Raw genomic sequence first — 17,827 nt, 5'->3', positions numbered from 1 at the left:
CGGAATCCCGCTGTTGCCGATCACCACGTAGCCTGCGGGCCCTATGAATTACTGCCCTGCCTGTCGGAGGTACCTCAACGGCGCGCTCGCGTGCGCCGGATGCGGGACCCCGGCCGAGTACCTCATACCCGCCCCGCCGGCCTCCGCCGCGGCGCCCGGCCATGAGCGGTACGGCCACGAGCAGTACGGCCCTGGACAGCCGGACCCGGCGCGGCACGACCCCGTGCGGCCGGGGTACGCGCAGCCGGAGTACGGGCACCACGGAGACCCCGGCCACGCCGGCGGGACCGCATACGCCGAGCCGGGGTACGCCGAGCCCGATTACGCCCGGCCCGAGTACGCCGAGCCGGGGTACGCCGGGCCCGAGTACGCCGGGCCCGGTCACGGCGACGCCCCCGACCCCGCCCTCCGGCCCGCCGACCCGTACACCGAGTCGATCGTGCTGCTCTCCGGGCCGGTGGAGGGCCGGGGCCGGTCGCGCGGCCGGGCCGCCGCCCGCGGCCGCCGGACCGTGCTCAGCGTCGGACTCGGCCTGCTGCTGGCGACCGGCGGTTCGGTGGCCCTGGCCCGGATGGCGACGGACGACGAGGGCGGTGGCCGGGCCGCCAAGGTCGAGCTGACCGACGAGGTCGGCCCCGAGAAGCCGGAGCCGGCGCCGGACGCGCCGAGCGGGGCCGCGCACTCCGGCGCGACGGGCACGGGCAAGGGCGCCGGGGGTGCGAAGGCCACCGGGGGCGCGACGAAGTCGGCCGGGCCCGGCGGGAGCCCGAGCGCGTCCGCGCAGCCGGGCGCCGGGGCGAGCGCCTCCGCATCCGGGACACCGGGGCCGACGCCGACCGCTTCCGGGCCGGGTACGTCCGTACAGCCCACGAAACCGGGACAGCCCGCGCCCAGCACGTCCGGCACCGCGAAGCCGCCCACGCCGCTGCCCACCCCCACCAAGACCAAGAAGCCCAAGCCGACCTGCTGGCTCTTCTGCTGGTGAGGCTCAGCCCAGCATGCGCCTGAGCAGGTCCCGCAGTGTCCCCCGCTCGGCGTCGGAGAGGCCGGCCAGCGGTTCGCGCGCGAAGTCGAGCGACTCGCGGAGCCGGTCGGCGGTCTGCAGGCCCTCCTCGGTCGGGGCGGCCAGCTTCACCCGACGGTCCGCCGGGTCCGGCCGGCGTTCGACCAGACCACGCGACTCCAGCCGGTCCACGATGCCGGTGATGTTCGAGGGCTCGCACTTGAGCTTCTGCGCGATCCGGCGCATGGGCATCGGTTCCAGGGACAGCAGGTTCAGGACGCGGGCCTGGGCGCCGGTGAGCTGGTGGCCCGCGGCCGCGTGCTCGTACTCCTGGTGGTAGCGGGCCACGACGTCGCCGATGAGTTCGACGACCTCAAGGGTCAGGGGGTCTGTGCGACGACTGGGCATGGAACCAGCGTACCCATTTACTTGACAACATGAAATATCCAGGAGCATGGTTGTTTCAGGTAGTGAAGTATTTCGCCGCCGGGTTCCGTTTTCCCCATGCCTCAGGAGCACACCATGTCCCAGATCCCCGCCGTGAGCCGCGAGTGGCACCTCGTCCGCCGCCCGCAGGGCTGGCCCGTCGCCGAGGACTTCGCCCTGCGCGAGGTCCCGGTGAACGCCGAGCCCGCCCCGGGCCGGATCCTGGTGCGCAACCTCCACATGTCCGTCGACCCGTACATGCGCGGCCGGATGAACGACGTGAAGTCCTACGTACCGCCGTTCCAGCTGGACCGGCCGATGGACGGCGGCGCGGTCGGCGAGGTCGTCGCCTCCGCCGCCGAGGGCTTCGCGGTGGGCGACCACGTCCTGCACGGGCTGGGCTGGCGCGAGTACGCCGAGCTGGACGCCAAGCACGCCACCAAGGTCGACGGCTCGCTCGCCCCGCTCTCCGCCTACCTGGGCGTGCTCGGCATGCCGGGCCTGACCGCCTACGCGGGTCTCTTCGAGGTCGCCTCCTTCAAGGAGGGAGACGCCGTGTTCGTCTCCGGCGCCGCCGGCGCGGTCGGCAGCCTCGTCGGCCAGTTCGCGAAGATCAAGGGCGCGTCCCGGGTGATCGGCTCGGCCGGCTCGGACGAGAAGGTGACGCTCCTCACGGAGAAGTACGGCTTCGACGCCGCCTTCAACTACAAGAACGGCCCCGTCGCCGAGCAGCTCAAGGACGCCGCTCCCGAGGGCATCGACGTCTACTTCGACAACGTCGGCGGCGACCACCTCGAAGCCGCCATCTCCTCCCTGAACGTGCACGGCCGGGCCACCCTGTGCGGGGCGATCGCCCAGTACAACGACACCGAGCCGGCGGCCGGCCCGCGCAACCTCGTGCAGGTCATCGGCAAGCGGCTGCGCCTCCAGGGCATCCTCGTCAGCGACCACGCCGGCATCCAGGACCGGTTCGTCCAGGACGTGGCCGGCTGGCTGCGCTCGGGTGAGCTGCGCTACGACGAGACGGTCGTCGAGGGCGTCGAGAACGCGGCCGACGCCTTCCTCGGAATGCTGCGCGGCGAGAACACCGGAAAGATGATCGTTTCCTTCACCCGTTAGGCTCACTCCACACCGTCGTGATCGTGGGCGCGAGTCACGGCGATTCCTATGGAGGATCCACTTTCATGTCCATCACGCAGTCCGACGTCGCGTACACCGCCGTGGCCACCGCCGAGAACGGCCGTGACGGTCGCGTCGCCACCAACGACGGCAAGCTCGACGTCGTCGTGAACCCGCCGAAGGAGCTCGGCGGCAGCGGCGCCGGTACCAACCCGGAGCAGCTGTTCGCCGCCGGTTACAGCGCCTGCTTCCAGGGCGCCCTCGGGGTCGTCGCGAAGAACGAGAACGCCGACATCTCCGGCTCCACCGTCACCGCCGAGGTCGGCATCGGCAAGAACGACGACGGTTTCGGCCTGATCGTCAAGATCTCGGCCGTCATCCCGAACGTGGATGCCGCCACCGCCAAGGACCTCATCGAGAAGGCCCACCAGGTCTGCCCGTACTCCAAGGCCACCCGCGGCAACATCACGGTCGAGCTGGCCGTCTGATCCCGCACCGCGCCGAAGCGAAGGCCGCACCCCCCTGGGGGGTGCGGCCTTCGCCGTAAACTGGGCCGCATGGGTGATCTTGTGGGGGGCTTCCGGTACCTGCTCGCCGGACAGCGATGGGTGTTCGGCAACGGCCGGTGGCTCGGCTTCGGCCTGCTGCCGGGGCTGGTCTCGCTCGTGCTGTACGCGGGCGCGCTGGTCGGGCTCGGGTACGGCGCCGACGACATGACGGCCTGGGCGACGCCCTTCGCCGACGACTGGTCCGCGCCCTGGCTCGGGCTGTTCCGGGGCTTCCTGACGGCCCTGGTGTTCGCCCTCGGACTCTTCCTCGCGGTGATCACCTTCACTGCCGTGACCCTGCTGATCGGTCAGCCGTTCTACGAGTCCCTGTCCGAGCAGGTCGACCGGACCGAGGGCGGCGAGGTGCCCGAGTCGGGGCGCGGCCTGTGGCGGGACCTGTGGATCTCGGGCCGGGACAGCGTGCGGCTGCTGCTGCGGGTGGCGCTGTACGGGGTCCTGCTGTTCGCCCTCGGGTTCGTCCCGGTGATCGGGCAGACGGTGGTGCCGGTGATCGGCTTCTGCGTGTCCGGCTACTTCCTCACCCAGGAGCTGACCTCCGTCGCCCTCCAGCGGCGCCGGGTCGACCTCGACGAGCAGTTGACGCTGCTGCGGGGGCGGCGGGCGCTGGCGCTCGGGTTCGGGGTGCCGCTGGTGCTGGCGTTCCTGGTGCCGCTGGTGGCGGTGTTCCTGATGCCGGGCGCCGTGGCGGGGGCGACCCTGATGGCGCGGCACCTGGTGGGGGCGGACGGCGCCGCCGAGGACACCGCCGCAGCGGATGCCGAGGATGCCGGCGAGGGCGCGGAACGCGGGGCGCGGACCGTCCCGGTCGGGGAGTTCGGTCCGCCGAAGCCCTGGTAGAACGCCGCGCTCGGACGGCGCTGCCCGGATGCCTCCGGTCGGACGGCTCTGCTCAGACCTCGACGGCGGCCGTCACCACGGAGGGCGTGCGGTCGTCCGCCTCGGCCAGGAGCGTGCCGTCCGGCGCCCATACGGCGGCGCCGCCGCAGCCGGTCCACGGGCCGGCCGGGCCGACGTGGTTGGCCAGCACCACGTACAGGCCGTGATCACGGGCGATCCCGGGGTAGACGGTGGCCCGCTCCCGGATGCCGTCGCCCGTCCCGTAGAGGGAGCTCGCCAGGTGCACCCGGCAGCCGTCGGCCGCGCCGCGCGCGGGCAGGTCCGGGAAGTGGTTGTCGTAGCAGACGCCGAGGCAGAAGCGGATGCCGCCGAGGGTGAAGCGGCCGTCGGCGGCGCCGGCCGCGAAGACGTCGTGCTCGTGCCGGTAGAGGTGCTGCTTCGCGTACGTCGTCACGTGCGCGCCGGTCGCGTCGTGGACCAGCGTGGCGAGGACGGGGCGCGGCCCGGTCGTGCGCAGGGCGACGTTGACGGCGGTGGCGATACCGGTGGAGCGCAGCGGGTCCAGTCGGGGGTCCTCGGCGTCCGTCAGCCACAGGCCCGGGTCGGACGCCAGCGCGTCCATTTCGTAGCCGGTCAGGGTGAGTTCGGGGAACACCACGAGTCCGGCGCCCTGCTCCCGCGCGGCGGCGGCGAGTGCGACGGCCGCGGCGACATTGGCCGTGACGTCGGCCGGGACACAGGTGAGCTGGGCTGCCGCGATCTTCATGGGCTTCAGGATGCCGGCCGCCGCCGGGTCCCGGACGGGGGCCCGTCCCCCTGCGCTAAGGGGTCGCGTCCGGGCCGCGGAGCAGGGTCAGGAAGGAGCGGAAGGCGGCCGGCATGTCCACCGACTGCGGGGCGAGGAGCCACTGGTACTGGAGCCCGTCCATCACCGCGGTCAGCAGCGGGGCCGCCTCCTCGGGGGTGAGGCCGGAGGGGAGGCGGTCGCCGAACTCCGCGCGCAGCACCGCGGCCATCTCGGCGCGCACCTGCGCGTAGCGGTCGGTGAAGAACTCCCGGGCCGGGTGCCCGTCGGTGACGCTCTCGCCCAGCAGCGCCGAGAAGGTCTGCACGATGCCGGGGCGCATCGCGTTGTAGTCGACGAGGGACGCCAGCAGGTCGAGCCGCCAGGTGTCCGCGGAGGCGCGCGAGCCACCGCCGGTGTCCCAGCGGTCGCGTTCCTCCAGCACCGCGACCAGCAGGGCCTCCTTGGTGGGGAAGTAGTGCAGCAGCCCCTGTTGGGTCAGGCCGACGCGTTCGGCGACCGCGCCCAGGGACGCGCCCCGGTAACCGCGCTCCGCGATCACCTCGACCGCGGCGCGCACGATCTCGCCGCGCCGCTCCTCGCTCCTCGCCCTGACCATCGCCCCGGCTCCCCTTCCGTTCGCACCTGCCAGCAGGACCGTACGGTATGCGAGTATCACAAAAACATAACAAGACCTACCGTTCAACAGGTGTCGGCATCAGGATGGGCGCACCGCACCGCACACCGCACGCATCCCAGACGAGGAGGCACGGCCGTGACCGATGCCGATCAGGCCCGCGAAGACGCCGTAGCGGCCGCGCTCGACAAGCTGGACCTCGACACGAAGGCCCGGCTGCTGTCGGGCCGGGACATGTGGTCCCTGCCCGCCCTCCCCGAGATCGGGCTGGCCTCCCTGGTCATGTCCGACGGCCCCATCGGCGTCCGCGGCGTCCGCTGGACCGCCGACGACCCGTCCGTGGCGCTGCCCTCCCCGACCGCGCTCGCCGCCTCCTGGGACCCCGCGCTCGCCCGCCGCGTCGGCCGGCTCCTCGCCCAGGAGGCACGCCGCAAGGGCGTCCACGTCCTGCTGGCGCCGACCGTCAACCTGCACCGGTCCCCGCTCGGCGGCCGGCACTTCGAGTGCTACTCCGAGGACCCGTACCTCACCGGCGCCATCGGCTCGGGCTACGTCAGCGGCGTTCAGGACGGCGGCGTCGGCACCACCGTCAAGCACTTCGTCGGCAACGACGCCGAGACCGACCGGTTCACCGTGGACAACGTCATCGCACCGCGCCCGCTGCGCGAGCTGTACCTGGCGCCCTTCGAGGCCATCGTCAAGAACGCCCGCCCCTGGGGCGTCATGACCGCCTACAACCGGGTCAACGGCACGACCATGACCGAGCACCGGCACCTCGTCAAAGACGTGCTGCGCGCCGAGTGGGGCTTCGACGGCTGCAACGTCTCCGACTGGATGGCCGCCCGCTCCACGGCCGGCGCCATCCTGGGCGGCCTGGACGTGGCCATGCCCGGCCCGCAGACCGTGTACGGGGCCGCCCTCGCCGAAGCGGTCCGCGCCGGGGAGGTCCCGCGGGAGGCGGTGGACGGCGCCGTGCGCAACGTCCTGCGGCTCGCCGCCCGGGTCGGGGCGCTGGAAGGCGCGCCCGCCGTCGTCACCGACCCCCCGGCCGGGATCGACGGCGCGGCCCTGGCCCGGGAGGTCGCCGTCCGCGGCTTCGTCCTGGTCCGCAACCAGGTGGTGGCCGAGGGGCGGCGCGCCCTGCCGCTCGACACCTCCGGCGGTCGCACGGTGGCCCTGATCGGCGCCGCCGCCCGCGACGCCCGGGTCCTCGGCGGCGGCTCCGCGACGGTCTTCCCCGAGCGGGTCGTCTCCCCGCTCGACGGCTTGGCGGCCACGCTCCCCGCCGGGTCGCTCACCTTCAGCGTCGGCGCCGACCCCAGCGAGGAGCTCGTCCCCGCCGACCAGGGCTTCGAACTCCGCGCGATCTGCCGCGACGCGGCCGGCGCCGTCCTCGGCGAAGGCAGCCTGCCGTCCGGCCAGGTCCAGTGGATCGGCGCGGACCTGCCCGCCGGCGCCGCGTACGAGACGATGGCGACCATCGAGGTCACGGGCACGTTCGTGCCGCGCGAGAGCGGCGAGCACGCCTTCGGCACCCGGGGCCTGGGCGCCTTCGCCCTCGCGGTGGACGGGCGCCCGCTCTGGGAGGGCGTCCAGTCGATGGGCGACGAGGCCGACCCCTTCGAGGCGTTCTTCGGCGCCCCCAGCGAACGCGCCCGCGTGACCCTGACCGAGGGCGAGCCCGTCGAGGTGTCCCTGACCTTCCAGGTCCCCGACGTGAGCGCCCTGCCGCTCAAGGCCATCATGTTCTCGCTGCTCCACCTCGGGCCCCGGCGGGACGCGGACGAGCTGATCGCGGAGGCGGTGGCGGCCGCCCGGGCCGCGGACACCGCCGTGGTCGTCGTCGCCACCACCGAGCGCGTCGAGTCCGAGGGCTTCGACCGCAAGGACCTGCGGCTGCCCGGGCGCCAGGACGACCTGGTGCGGGCCGTCGCCGCCGTGAACCCGAACACCGTGGTCGTCGTCAACGCCGGTTCCCCGGTGGAGCTGCCCTGGCGCGAGCAGGTGGCCGCCGTGCTGCTGACCTGGTTCCCCGGACAGGAGGGCGGCGCCGCGCTGGCCGACGTACTCCTCGGCGCGGCCGAGCCCGGCGGCCGACTGCCCACCACCTGGCCCGCCGAGATCGCCGACGCCCCCGTCACGGAGGTCGTCCCCGCGGCGGGGCGGCTGGAGTACCGTGAGGGCCTCCTGATCGGGCACCGGGCGTACGAGGCCCGGGGGGTGGCCCCCGCCTATCCGTTCGGGCACGGTCTCGGTTACACCGAATGGGCGTACGAGTCGCTGGAGGTCACCGGGTCGGTGGCGCGGGTGCGACTGACCAACACCGGCTCCCGGCCGGGCCGGGAGGTCGTCCAGGTCTACCTGGCCCCGCTCGCCGACCCCGCGGAGCGCCCGGTGAGCCGGTTGGCGGGCTTCGCGTCGGTCGCGGCGGGCGCGGGCGAGAGCGTCGAGGCGGAGATCGCCCTGCCCGAGCGGGCCTTCGAGATCTGGGACGAGGCGGCCGGGTCCTGGCGGCGGATCGGCGGCGCGTACGAGGTCCGCGTGAGCCACGCGCACGGCGACACGCGGTTGACGGCCACGCTCCAGGCGTAATGGCCGGAAATCACCCCTGAACCGGACCGGTGGAGGCCCCTGACGGCCGCCACCGGTCCTCTGCAGGCGGTGGGGGAGTTCAGCGCGGCGGCGCCGGCGCCGTCACCTGTCGGTGGGCGAGTTCCGCGAGCCGGGCCTGGCCCGCCTTGCCCGGGTGGAACCAGTCCCAGCGGCTCAACTGGTCCGTGCCGAAGGGGTACTGGAACACGGCACCGCCGTCGTAGCGGCACAGCGGGTCCTTCGAGCAGACGGTGCGCAGCACCTCGTTGTACTCGACCACGCGCGCCCGGACCCGTTCGCGCCGGGCCGTCGCCTCCCGCGTCGACGCCAGCGGCTCGGCCAGCATCGACTGGCAGATGCCGAGCTTCCAGACCTGCCGCACCATCGGGGCGTCCTTGCCCTGCTCCCACAGCCGCTGCAGGTCCGGCACGGAGGACACGTACACCTGGGTCGCGGGAGAGGCAGCCCTGAGCTCGGCGAGGGCCTTCTCGAAGTTGGTCTTGAAGGCGGCCACCGAGGTCATCGAGGAAATGGTGGGCCGGCAGGCGTCGTTCGAGCCGACCATCACCGTGACCAGGTCGGGCTTGTGGGCGGCCGCGGAGGTGAGCTGGCCCGCCAGGTCCGCCATCCGGGAGCCGGTCACCGCGTAGTTCCAGCTGTGCGCGGGCGCGTCGGAGGGGCCGAGCAGTCGGGTGGCGAGGGAGTCGACCTCGGGGTCCGCGCCGGTGGCCCACGAGACCTCGGGGCAGTCCGCCAGTACCGAACAGGCGTCGAACCCACGGGTGATGGAGTCACCCACGGCGGCGATCGACTTCGGGGCGGTGTTCCAGCGGGGCCCGGCCTGCGCCCCGCGACCGCCCTCGGTCCCCGGCCCGCCGGAATCGCAGGCCGTCACCGCCCCTGCCAGCAGGGCGGCCGTCGCGACCGCCGCCGCGAGGGTCCGGCGGGTGCGTCGGCGCGGAGCGGTGGTGCCCATCGGGGTGGTCCCTCCCTCGTCGTCCCCCGTCCCGCGGGGGCGTCCTGCTGAGTGAATGCTCTGTGTTCACGGGGTTCTGAGCGACCGTACGTCACACCAGGACCCCTGGCGCACGGTAGCTTTTTCCCGTGGCGTTTCGGCCGCAGGTCCCGCGACGCAATGTCAGATCATTTCCGTTACATTACATCTCGTCACATACTGTCCGTTTTCTGGAGTTTATTCCCGACCTCGTCCCACACTGGAGGTCCCGGTGACGACACGTGGAGTTCTGTACGTGCATTCCGCACCGCGCGCGCTCTGCCCGCACGTGGAATGGGCTGTTGCGGGGGTGCTGGGGGTGCGGGTGAACCTCGACTGGATCAGGCAGCCCGCCTCCCCCGGAACCTGGAGATCCGAATTCTCCTGGCAGGCCGAGGCGGGTACCGCCTCGAAGCTCGCCTCCGCGCTGCGCGGCTGGCACCTGCTGCGCTTCGAGGTGACGGCCGAGCCCTGCCCGACCGCCGAGGGCGAGCGCTACAGCTGCACCCCGGAACTCGGCATCTTCCACGCCGTCACCGGCCTGCACGGCGACATCCTGATCCCCGAGGACCGGCTGCGCGCCGCCCTCGCCCGGTCCGCGAGCGGCGAGAGCGACCTGGAGACGGAGATCTCCACGCTGCTCGGCAAGCCCTGGGACGACGAGCTGGAGCCCTTCCGCTACGCGGGCGAGGGCGCCCCGGTCCGCTGGCTCCACCAGGTGGTCTGAGCCCGCCACGCGGCCCGGCCCACGCGAAAGGCCCGCCCGGTCACCCGGGCGGGCCTTTCGCGGTCTTCGGGGTCGGCGCGTCAGACCGTACGGAACGCCAGCGTCACGTTGTGGCCGCCGAAGCCGAACGAGTTGTTGATCGCCGAGATCGGACCGTCCACCGGCAGCTTGCGCGGCTCGCCGCGCACGATGTCCGCGTCGATGTCGTCGTCCAGCTCGTCGACGTTGATCGTCGGCGGTGCGATGCGGTGGTACAGGGCCAGTACCGTCGCGACCGTCTCGATGCCGCCCGCACCACCCAGCAGGTGGCCGGTCATCGACTTCGTCGCCGAGATCGCGATGTGGTCGAGGTCGTCGCCGAGGACCTGGCGCAGCGCCTTCAGCTCGGCCGTGTCACCCTGCGGGGTGGACGTGGCGTGCGCGTTCAGGTGCACCAGCTCGGCCGGGTCGAGACCCGTGTTGTCCAGCAGGTTGCGCACCGCGGCCGCGACGCCGCGGCCCGTGGGCTCCGGCTGCGCGATGTGGTGGCTGTCCGCGGACAGGCCCTGGCCCAGCACCTCGCAGTAGACCCGGGCGCCGCGCGCGGCGGCGTGCTCGGCGGACTCCAGGACCACGACGCCCGCGCCCTCGCCGAGGACGAAGCCGTCACGGGCCTTGTCGTAGGGGCGGGACGCCTCGGTGGGGTTCTCGTTGTTCTTGGACATCGCCATCATGTTGGCGAACGCGGCGATCGGCAGCGGGTGGATCGCCGCCTCGGTGCCGCCGGCGACGACCACGTCGGCGCGACCGGTACGGATCATCTCGACGGCGTAGCCGATGGCCTCGGCGCCCGACGCGCAGGCACTGACCGGCGTGTGCACACCGGCGCGGGCGTTGACCTCCAGGCCCACGTTGGCGGACGGGCCGTTCGGCATCAGCATGGGGACGGTGTGCGGCGAGACCCGGCGCACACCCTTTTCCTTCAGTACGTCGTACTGGTCGAGCAGGGTGGTGACGCCGCCGATGCCGGAGGCGATCACGGTGCCCAGTCGCTCGGGGACGATCGAGTCGTCCTCGCCGGCCGGGGCGGTGTAGCCCGCGTCGGCCCAGGCCTCACGGGCCGCGATCAGCGCGAACTGCGCCGACCGGTCCAGCTTGCGGGCCAGCGGCTTGGGCAGGACCTCACTCGGGTCCACGGCGGCCTGAGCGGCGATGCGGACCGGGAGTTCGGCGAAACGTTCGCCCTCCAGGGGCTTGACGCCGGAACGGCCGGCAAGCAGACCTTCCCAGGTCGAAGCGCTGTCGCCACCCAGCGGAGTGGTTGCGCCGATACCGGTGACGACCACGGTGCGATTGGTCGGGCTCACAGGAATTCTTTCTCCACGTCTCAGGGGGTGCTGAATTGTCACGGCGCCACCGCGGGGTGGCGACAAACGCTCGGCAGGCTCTTAGGCCTGGTTCTTCAGGATGTAGTCCGCGGCGTCGCCGACCGTCTTGAGGTTCTTGACGTCCTCGTCCGGGATCTTGACGTCGAAGCGCTCTTCGGCGGCGACGACGACCTCGACCATGGACAGGGAGTCGACATCCAGGTCGTCGGTGAAGGACTTGTCGACCTGGACGTCCTCGGTCGGGATACCGGCGATCTCGTTGACGATCTCGGCGAGACCCTCGACGATCTCTTCCTGGGTGGCGGCCATGAGGCGCTCCTTCGCTAGCTAATTGATGATCAGGGAGGGAAAAACGATCCCGGCCCTAGGGGAGGGTAACGACCGTCGCGGCGTAGACGAGCCCCGCCCCGAAGCCGATGACGAGCGCGGTGTCGCCGCTCTTCGCCGCTCCGGTCGCCAGGAGCCGCTCCATAGCGAGCGGAATCGAGGCGGCCGACGTGTTGCCGGTGGTTTCCACGTCACGGGCGACCGTGACGTGGTCCGGCAGCTTGAGAGTCTTCACCATCGAGTCGATGATCCGCATATTGGCCTGGTGCGGAATGAAGACGTCCAGGTCATCGGCGGTGATCCCGGCCGCGTCGAGCGCCTGCTGGGCCACCTTGGCCATCTCGAAGACGGCCCAGCGGAAGACCGCCTGGCCCTCCTGGGTGATGGCCGGGAACTTCTCGCCGCCGCCCTTGCCGAGGTATTCGTCCCACGGCACGGTCTGCTTGATGGTCTCGGACTTGTCGCCCTCCGAACCCCACACCGTGGGGCCGATGGCCGGCTCGTCCGAAGGGCCGACGACCACCGCGCCGGCGCCGTCACCGAACAGGAAGGCCGTCGCGCGGTCCTCCAGGTCGGTCAGGTCCGACAGCCGCTCGACGCCGATGACCAGGACGTACTGCGCCGATCCCTCGACCACCATGCCCTTGGCGAGCGTCAGGCCGTAACCGAACCCGGCGCAACCCGCGGAGATGTCGAACGCGGCCGGCTTGACCGCCCCGATCCGGTGCGCGATCTCCGTCGCGACGGCCGGCGTCTGCTTGAAGTGCGAGACCGTGGAGACGATCACCGCGCCGATCTGCTCCGGCGAGACGCCGGCATCGGCCAGCGCCTTGCCCGACGCCTCCACCGACATCGCGGCGACCGTCTCCTGGGGCGAGGCCCAGTGCCGGGTCGCGATGCCGGAGCGCGAGCGGATCCACTCGTCGGACGAGTCGATCGTCTCCAGGATGACCTCGTTGGGCACCACACGGGTCGGGCGGTAACCGCCGACACCGAGGATGCGGGCGTACGGGGAGCCCTTGGCAGGCTTGATCTTCGACATGCTGAGGGGGCTCCTTCTCTCAGGCCGCGTGCTCGGCGATCAGCGCCGCGGCCTTCTGGAGATCGTCCGGGGTCTTCAGGGCCACGTTCGGAACGCCCTTGAGCGCGCGCTTGGCCAGACCCGTCAGGGTCCCGCCCGGGCACAGCTCGATGATCCCGGTGACACCCAGCTCGGCGAACGTCTCCATACACAGGTCCCAGCGGACCGGATGGGCGACCTGGCCGACCAGGCGGGCGACGACATCGGCGCCCGAGGTGACGACCCCGCCGTCCTTGTTCGACACGTACGTCAGCGCCGGGTCCGCCGGGGCGAGGGCCTGGGCGGCCTTCTCCAGGGTGGCGACCGCCGGTGCCATGTGATGCGTGTGGAAGGCGCCCGCGACCTTGAGGGCGACGACCTTCATGGAGCCTTCGGGCTTGTCGGCCTCCAGAGCGGCGATCTGCTCCAGGGTGCCGGCCGCCACGATCTGGCCCGCGCCGTTGATGTTGGCCGGAGTGAGCCCCAGCTTCTCCAGGTGCGCCACGACCACGTCGCGGTCACCGCCGAGCACCGCGGCCATGCCCGTCGGGGTGACGGCCGCGGCCTCCGCCATGGCCAGGCCCCGGGTCCGGACGAGCGACAGCGCGTCGGCCTCGCTCAGCACACCGGCGTACGCGGCGGCGGTGATCTCGCCGACGCTGTGACCGGCGACCGCGCCGAAAGCGGCGGGGGAACCCAGCGCCGAAGCGGACAGCAGACCCGCGGCGACCAGCAGCGGCTGGGCCACGGCCGTGTCACGGATCTCGTCGGCGTCGGCCTTCGTGCCGTAGTGGGCGAGGTCGAGCCCGAGAGCGTCGGACCACCCCGAGACGCGCTCGGCGGCGCCGGGGAGTTCGAGCCAGGGAGTCAGGAAGCCGGGCGTCTGAGCGCCTTGGCCTGGAGCGACGAGTACGAGCACCCTCACACTCTCTCTTGTATCCGGCCCGCGCCGCCCGTGGGGACAGGGACGAAGAACCGTCGGGGTAATTGTTGATGTCCGACAAAAGTCTAGGACTGGAGATCGCCGTCGGCCAGACGCCCCAGGATCAGGGCGATCCGGAGCGTGAACGCGGAACGGACATCCGAGGGCGACCAGCCGGTGACGTCGGTCACACGTCGGAGCCGGTAGCGCACCGTGTTGGGGTGGACGAACAACATCCGCGCCGCCCCTTCCAGACTGCTCGCCTGCTCCAGATAGACGCTCAACGTCTCCAGCAGCGCCGAGCCCGCCTCCTCCAGCGGTCTGTAGATCTCCTCCACCAGCTGCTCCCGCGCCGAGGGATCAGCCGCGATCGCGCGCTCCGGAAGGAGATCGTCCGCGAGCACCGGACGCGGGGCGTCCTGCCAGGCCGTGCACGCCTTCAGACCGGCCGCCGCGGCCTGCGCCGACTTCGTCGCGTTCAACAGGTCGGGAACCACCGGGCCGGCCACCACCGGGCCGGCCGCGAACGGCCCGATCAGCGACTTCGCCACCTGCAACGGGTTGTCGCTGCCGCCCGCGATGACCACGAGACGATCGCCCAGCACACCCGTCAGCACCTGGAGCTTGTGGTGGCGGGCCGCGCGCCGGATCGCCTCGACCGTCAGCTCGCTGTCCCCGTCGGGGGCCGTGCCCAGGACGACACACACGTGCTCCGGCGAATTCCAACCGAGCGCCGCCGCCCTCGACAACGCGCCCTCGTCCGCCTCGCCCGACAACACCGCGTTGACGACGAGGGACTCCAGGCGGGCGTCCCACGCCCCGCGCGCCTCCGCCGCCTGCGCGTACACCTGGGCGGTCGCGAAGGCGATCTCCCGCGCGTACACCAGCAGCGCCTCGCGCAGCACCGACTCGTCACCCGGGGCCGCCACCTCGTCGATCGCGGTCTCCATGACCTCGATCGTGGTACGGACCATCTCCACCGTCTGCCGCAGCGTGATCGCCCGCGTCAGCTCCCGCGGAGCCGTCCCGAACACGTCCGTGGAGATCGCCTGCGGGGTCTCCGGGTGCCGGAACCACTCGGTGAACGCGGCGATGCCCGCCTGGGCGACCAGGCCGATCCACGACCGGTTCTCCGGCGGCATCGCCCGGTACCACGGCAGGGTCTCGTCCATGCGCGCGATCGCGTTCGCGGAGAGCCGACCGGCGGACTTCTCCAGCCGGCGCAGCGTCGCGGGATGCGGATGCGCGGGTTGCGCGGCGTGCGCGGGACGCGCCGGGCCGGTCTCGGGGGAATGCTCACGTTCGGGTTGGGGCACGGGACAAGACTGCCTTATCGGCGCCCCGGCGCGGAGCCGGGTCCGGGACCGACCCTCCCGGCCGCCCGCCGGAGCCGTCCCGGAAGCACCCGCCCCGGGGGTCTACGGTGGCCACCATGATTGATGTACGCCGTGCCGCGGACCGGTACGAGGGCGGGAACCCGGCCGCTGGGATCACCACCCGGCACGCCTTCTCGTTCGGGTCCTTCTACGACCCGGACAACATCCGCTTCGGACCCGTCCTGGCTTGCAACGAGGAGCTGCTGCGGCCCGGCTCCGGGTTCGACGAGCACCCGCACAGCCAGACCGAGATCGTCACCTGGGTGGTGGAGGGCGAACTCACCCACAAGGACAGCACCACCGGCCACACCGGCCTGGTCCGCGCCGGCGACGTACAGCACTTCGCCTCCGGGTCGGGCGCGCGGCACATCGAGCGCAACGACGGCCCCGCGCCGCTGCGCTTCGTCCAGACCTGGCTCGCCCCGCTCACGGCGGGCGGCGAACCCTCGTACCGGCTCGTGCCGGGTCTCGCGGACGGGGAGCCCTACGAGATCCCCGCGGCCGGGGCGGTCCTGCGCGTGCGGCGGCCCGGCGCGGGCGAACGGATCACCGTACCGACCGCGCCCCGGGTCTACCTGCACGTGGTCCGCGGCGACCTGCGCCTGGACGGCGAGGAACTCGGCCCGGGCGACTCGGCACGGATCACCGACGAGCCTGGCCTGTCCATCGTCGCCGGCTCCCCGGGCGAACTGCTGGTCTTCGAACTCCCCTGAGCCTCGCCGGAGGCGGCTACCGCCCGCGGAGTTCGGCGAGGACCGCGTCGGTGAACGGGGTCCACGCCTCCACGGCCCACGGGCCGAAGGCGCGGTCGGTCAGCGCCACGCACGCGGCGCGCGCGTCCGGGTCCACCCACAGGAAGGTGCCGGACTGGCCGAAGTGCCCGAAGGTGCGCGGCGAGGAGGTGGTGCCCGTCCAGTGCGGGGACTTGCCGTCGCGGATCTCCAGGCCGAGCCCCCAGTCGTTGGGGGACTGGTGCCCGTAACCCGGCAGGACGCCCTTGAGCCCCGGGTGCACGACGGATGTGGCCTCGGCGACCGTGCGCACGTCCAGCAGTCGGGGCGCCTGGAGTTCGGCGGCGAAGCGCACCAGGTCGGAGACGGTCGACACGCCGTCCTTGGCGGGGGAGCCCTCCAGCGTGCTCGACGCCATGCCCAGCGGCTCGAAGACGGCCTGGTGCAGGTACTCGGCGAAGGGGATGCCGGTGGCCTTGGCGATGTGGTCGCCGAGCACCTCGAAACCCGCGTTGGAGTACAACCGGCGCTGCCCGGGCGGACCCATCACCCGGTGCTCGTCGAACGCCAGCCCGCTGGTGTGGGCCAGCAGGTGACGGACCGTGGAACCCTCCGGTCCGGCCGGCTCGTCCAGTTCGACCGCGCCTTCCTCGTACGCGACGAGGGCGGCGTACGCGGTGAGCGGCTTGGTGACCGAGGCCAGCGGGAAGCGGTGGTCCACGGGCCCGTGGGCGCCGGCGAGGCTCCCGTCGGCGCGCACGACGGCCGCCGCGGCCGTCGCCGCCGGCCAGCTCTCGATGGTCCGCAGGGTCTGCAAGGTCTCCGGGCTCTCCATGCGCCCGAGCCTACTTGCTTGGAGTGCACTCCAAGGATTTAGCGTGGTCGCCATGAGCCTGACGCAGACGCGGTACACGATCAGCGAAGTCGAGGCACGGACCGGTCTGACCCAGCACACCTTGCGCTGGTACGAACGGATCGGCTTGATGCCGCACGTGGACCGCTCCCACTCGGGACAGCGCAGGTTCACCGACAAGGACCTCGACTGGCTGGCCTTCGTCGGGAAGCTGCGCACCACCGGGATGTCGGTGGCGGACATGGTGCGCTACGCGGAACTGGTCCGCGAGGGGGAGCACACCGTCGACCAGCGGCGGGAGCTGCTGGAACGGACCCGCCGAGAGGTGCGGGCGCGGCTCTCGGAGATGAAGGACGCGCTCGCCGTACTGGACTACAAGATCGATCACTACGCGGGGAAGGCTGTACGGCAATGACGGAGAGCACGAAGAAGATCGAGCGGGTCGAACTCGGCAAGGGTGGCCCCCTGGTCGGTGTCCAGGGTCTCGGCTGCATGGGCATGAGCGAGTTCTACGGGGACACGGACGAGACGGCGGCCCGACAGACCCTGGACGCGGCCCTGGCCGCCGGGGTCACCCTCTTCGACACGGCGGACGTGTACGGGCGCGGGGCGAACGAGGAGTTCCTCGCACCGTTCGTCGCCGCGCACCGGGACGAGATCACCCTCGCGACGAAGTTCGGCATAGAGCGCAGCGACGACCCGCAGTACCGCGGCATCCGCAACGACCCGGCCTACATCCGGCAGGCGGTCGAGGGCAGCCTGCGGCGGCTGGGCACCGACGTGATCGACCTGTACTACATGCACCGGCGCGACCCGGCCGTGCCGTTCGCCGAGTCGGTGGGCGCGATGGCCGAACTCGTGCGCGAGGGCAAGGTGCGCCACCTGGGCCTCAGCGAGGTCACGGGGGCGGAGCTGCGCGAGGCGCACGCGGTGCACCCGATCGCGGCCCTCCAGTCGGAGTGGTCGCTGTTCAGCCGGGACGTGGAGCGCAGCGCGGTCGGCGCGGCGGCGGAGCTGGGCGTGGCGTTCGTGCCGTACTCCCCGCTGGGGCGCGGGTTCCTGACGGGCGCGTTCGCGGACGCGGCGGCGGACCTGTCGGAGGGCGACTTCCGCAAGTACCAGCCGCGGTTCACGGGCGACAACGCGAAGGCGAACGCGGCGCTGTTGGCCCCGGTGCGGGAGATCGCCGCCGCGCACGGGGCGACGCCGGCGCAGATCGCGCTGGCGTGGGTGCAGCAGCGGTCGGCGGTGCACGGGCTGTCGGTGGTACCGATCCCCGGCACCCGCAAGCCCGGGCGGCTGGCGGAGAACACGGGGGCGACGCGGATCACCCTGACGGATGCGGAACTGGCACTGCTGGAGCCGATCGCCGCCCAGGTCACGGGCGACCGCTACCCGGACATGTCCTCCACCTCGGCGGCCCGCGAGGGCTAGGGGGTGCCGGCCCCGCCGGCGGGGCCGGGCCATTGCAGCCCTTGCCCGGGTCCGCGGCGCGGGCCCCCG

Annotated in this window: 19 protein-coding genes; 9 read left to right on the top strand and 10 right to left on the bottom strand. The window is 72.4% G+C overall.

Going from position 1 to position 17,827, the window contains the following annotated elements; all coding sequences use genetic code 11:
* The first annotated feature begins 43 nt into the window (after nt 1-43).
* Complete coding sequence (locus ACFVXJ_RS06685) at nt 44-985, top strand: hypothetical protein (protein ID WP_389659665.1); 942 nt, start codon at nt 44-46, stop codon at nt 983-985.
* 3 nt (nt 986-988) lie between these two features.
* On the opposite strand, the gene ACFVXJ_RS06680 is transcribed toward ACFVXJ_RS06685, so the two are convergent.
* Nucleotides 989-1,411, bottom strand: coding sequence for a MarR family winged helix-turn-helix transcriptional regulator (locus tag ACFVXJ_RS06680; protein WP_389659662.1), 423 nt, complete (start codon nt 1,409-1,411; stop codon nt 989-991).
* Nucleotides 1,412-1,525: 114 nt separating this feature from the next.
* On the opposite strand from ACFVXJ_RS06680, the gene ACFVXJ_RS06675 reads away from it, so the two are divergent.
* From ACFVXJ_RS06675 to ACFVXJ_RS06665, 3 genes are all read left to right on the top strand, one after another.
* A complete protein-coding gene (locus tag ACFVXJ_RS06675) occupies nt 1,526-2,548 on the top strand; it encodes an NADP-dependent oxidoreductase (protein ID WP_389659659.1) in 1,023 nt (340 codons plus the stop codon).
* 65 nt (nt 2,549-2,613) lie between these two features.
* The gene (locus ACFVXJ_RS06670; protein ID WP_389659656.1) at nt 2,614-3,036 is read left to right on the top strand and encodes an organic hydroperoxide resistance protein; all 423 of its coding nucleotides are present in this window, start codon (nt 2,614-2,616) and stop codon (nt 3,034-3,036) included.
* 69 nt (nt 3,037-3,105) lie between these two features.
* Entirely contained in the window at nt 3,106-3,954 is an 849-nt protein-coding gene (locus ACFVXJ_RS06665; RefSeq protein ID WP_389659653.1) for an EI24 domain-containing protein, read from the top strand.
* A gap of 52 nt (nt 3,955-4,006) precedes the next feature.
* Here ACFVXJ_RS06665 and ACFVXJ_RS06660 read toward each other — a convergent pair whose 3' ends face one another.
* Together ACFVXJ_RS06660 and ACFVXJ_RS06655 are read right to left on the bottom strand one after the other, a co-directional pair.
* On the bottom strand, nt 4,007-4,720 hold the full coding sequence (locus ACFVXJ_RS06660; RefSeq protein ID WP_389659650.1) for a carbon-nitrogen hydrolase family protein: 714 nt from the start codon (nt 4,718-4,720) through the stop codon (nt 4,007-4,009).
* Between the two features lie 55 nt (nt 4,721-4,775).
* The gene (locus ACFVXJ_RS06655) at nt 4,776-5,357 is read right to left on the bottom strand and encodes a TetR/AcrR family transcriptional regulator (protein ID WP_389659647.1); all 582 of its coding nucleotides are present in this window, start codon (nt 5,355-5,357) and stop codon (nt 4,776-4,778) included.
* A 156-nt stretch (nt 5,358-5,513) separates the two neighbouring features.
* Between ACFVXJ_RS06655 and ACFVXJ_RS06650 the strand changes: the two genes are divergently transcribed.
* Nucleotides 5,514-7,967, top strand: coding sequence for a beta-glucosidase (locus ACFVXJ_RS06650; protein ID WP_389659644.1), 2,454 nt, complete (start codon nt 5,514-5,516; stop codon nt 7,965-7,967).
* A gap of 79 nt (nt 7,968-8,046) precedes the next feature.
* Here the strand turns inward: ACFVXJ_RS06650 and ACFVXJ_RS06645 are convergent, their stop codons facing one another.
* Nucleotides 8,047-8,943 carry an SGNH/GDSL hydrolase family protein gene (locus tag ACFVXJ_RS06645; protein ID WP_389659641.1) on the bottom strand — a complete coding sequence of 299 codons (897 nt, stop codon included), beginning with the start codon at nt 8,941-8,943 and terminating at the stop codon, nt 8,047-8,049.
* A 250-nt stretch (nt 8,944-9,193) separates the two neighbouring features.
* Between ACFVXJ_RS06645 and ACFVXJ_RS06640 the strand changes: the two genes are divergently transcribed.
* Nucleotides 9,194-9,688 carry a DUF3145 domain-containing protein gene (locus ACFVXJ_RS06640; protein WP_389659638.1) on the top strand — a complete coding sequence of 165 codons (495 nt, stop codon included), beginning with the start codon at nt 9,194-9,196 and terminating at the stop codon, nt 9,686-9,688.
* A gap of 80 nt (nt 9,689-9,768) precedes the next feature.
* Here the strand turns inward: ACFVXJ_RS06640 and fabF are convergent, their stop codons facing one another.
* The 5 genes from fabF to ACFVXJ_RS06615 all read right to left on the bottom strand — a co-directional run bounded on the left by fabF (nt 9,769) and on the right by ACFVXJ_RS06615 (nt 14,680).
* Entirely contained in the window at nt 9,769-11,034 is a 1,266-nt protein-coding gene (fabF, locus tag ACFVXJ_RS06635; protein ID WP_389659634.1) for a beta-ketoacyl-ACP synthase II, read from the bottom strand.
* An 81-nt stretch (nt 11,035-11,115) separates the two neighbouring features.
* Nucleotides 11,116-11,364 (bottom strand): acyl carrier protein, encoded by a 249-nt coding sequence (locus ACFVXJ_RS06630; RefSeq protein WP_361310667.1) that lies wholly within the window; start codon nt 11,362-11,364, stop codon nt 11,116-11,118.
* 55 nt (nt 11,365-11,419) lie between these two features.
* Complete coding sequence (locus ACFVXJ_RS06625) at nt 11,420-12,424, bottom strand: ketoacyl-ACP synthase III (protein WP_389659631.1); 1,005 nt, start codon at nt 12,422-12,424, stop codon at nt 11,420-11,422.
* Nucleotides 12,425-12,443: 19 nt separating this feature from the next.
* Nucleotides 12,444-13,361, bottom strand: a complete 918-nt coding sequence (locus ACFVXJ_RS06620) for an ACP S-malonyltransferase (protein ID WP_389659628.1) — start codon at nt 13,359-13,361, stop codon at nt 12,444-12,446.
* Nucleotides 13,362-13,450: 89 nt separating this feature from the next.
* Nucleotides 13,451-14,680 (bottom strand): PucR family transcriptional regulator, encoded by a 1,230-nt coding sequence (locus ACFVXJ_RS06615; RefSeq protein ID WP_389659625.1) that lies wholly within the window; start codon nt 14,678-14,680, stop codon nt 13,451-13,453.
* 116 nt (nt 14,681-14,796) lie between these two features.
* On the opposite strand from ACFVXJ_RS06615, the gene ACFVXJ_RS06610 reads away from it, so the two are divergent.
* Nucleotides 14,797-15,453 (top strand): pirin family protein, encoded by a 657-nt coding sequence (locus tag ACFVXJ_RS06610; RefSeq protein ID WP_389659622.1) that lies wholly within the window; start codon nt 14,797-14,799, stop codon nt 15,451-15,453.
* A 16-nt stretch (nt 15,454-15,469) separates the two neighbouring features.
* Here the strand turns inward: ACFVXJ_RS06610 and ACFVXJ_RS06605 are convergent, their stop codons facing one another.
* Nucleotides 15,470-16,288 carry a serine hydrolase domain-containing protein gene (locus tag ACFVXJ_RS06605; RefSeq protein ID WP_389660095.1) on the bottom strand — a complete coding sequence of 273 codons (819 nt, stop codon included), beginning with the start codon at nt 16,286-16,288 and terminating at the stop codon, nt 15,470-15,472.
* A gap of 70 nt (nt 16,289-16,358) precedes the next feature.
* On the opposite strand from ACFVXJ_RS06605, the gene ACFVXJ_RS06600 reads away from it, so the two are divergent.
* Both ACFVXJ_RS06600 and ACFVXJ_RS06595 read left to right on the top strand, forming a co-directional pair.
* Complete coding sequence (locus ACFVXJ_RS06600) at nt 16,359-16,739, top strand: MerR family transcriptional regulator (RefSeq protein ID WP_361310654.1); 381 nt, start codon at nt 16,359-16,361, stop codon at nt 16,737-16,739.
* Nucleotides 16,736-17,758: an aldo/keto reductase gene (locus tag ACFVXJ_RS06595; RefSeq protein WP_389659618.1), complete on the top strand. Its 1,023-nt coding sequence runs from the start codon at nt 16,736-16,738 to the stop codon at nt 17,756-17,758. The genes ACFVXJ_RS06600 and ACFVXJ_RS06595 overlap by 4 nt, the downstream gene beginning before the upstream one ends.
* The last annotated feature ends 69 nt before the right edge of the window (nt 17,759-17,827 follow it).

The organism is Streptomyces sp. NPDC058279 (assembly GCF_042881255.1).
Taxonomy (GTDB): domain Bacteria; phylum Actinomycetota; class Actinomycetes; order Streptomycetales; family Streptomycetaceae; genus Streptomyces.
The sequence above is the reverse complement of the archived record's forward strand: the minus strand, read 5'-3'. Positions and strand labels throughout refer to the sequence as shown.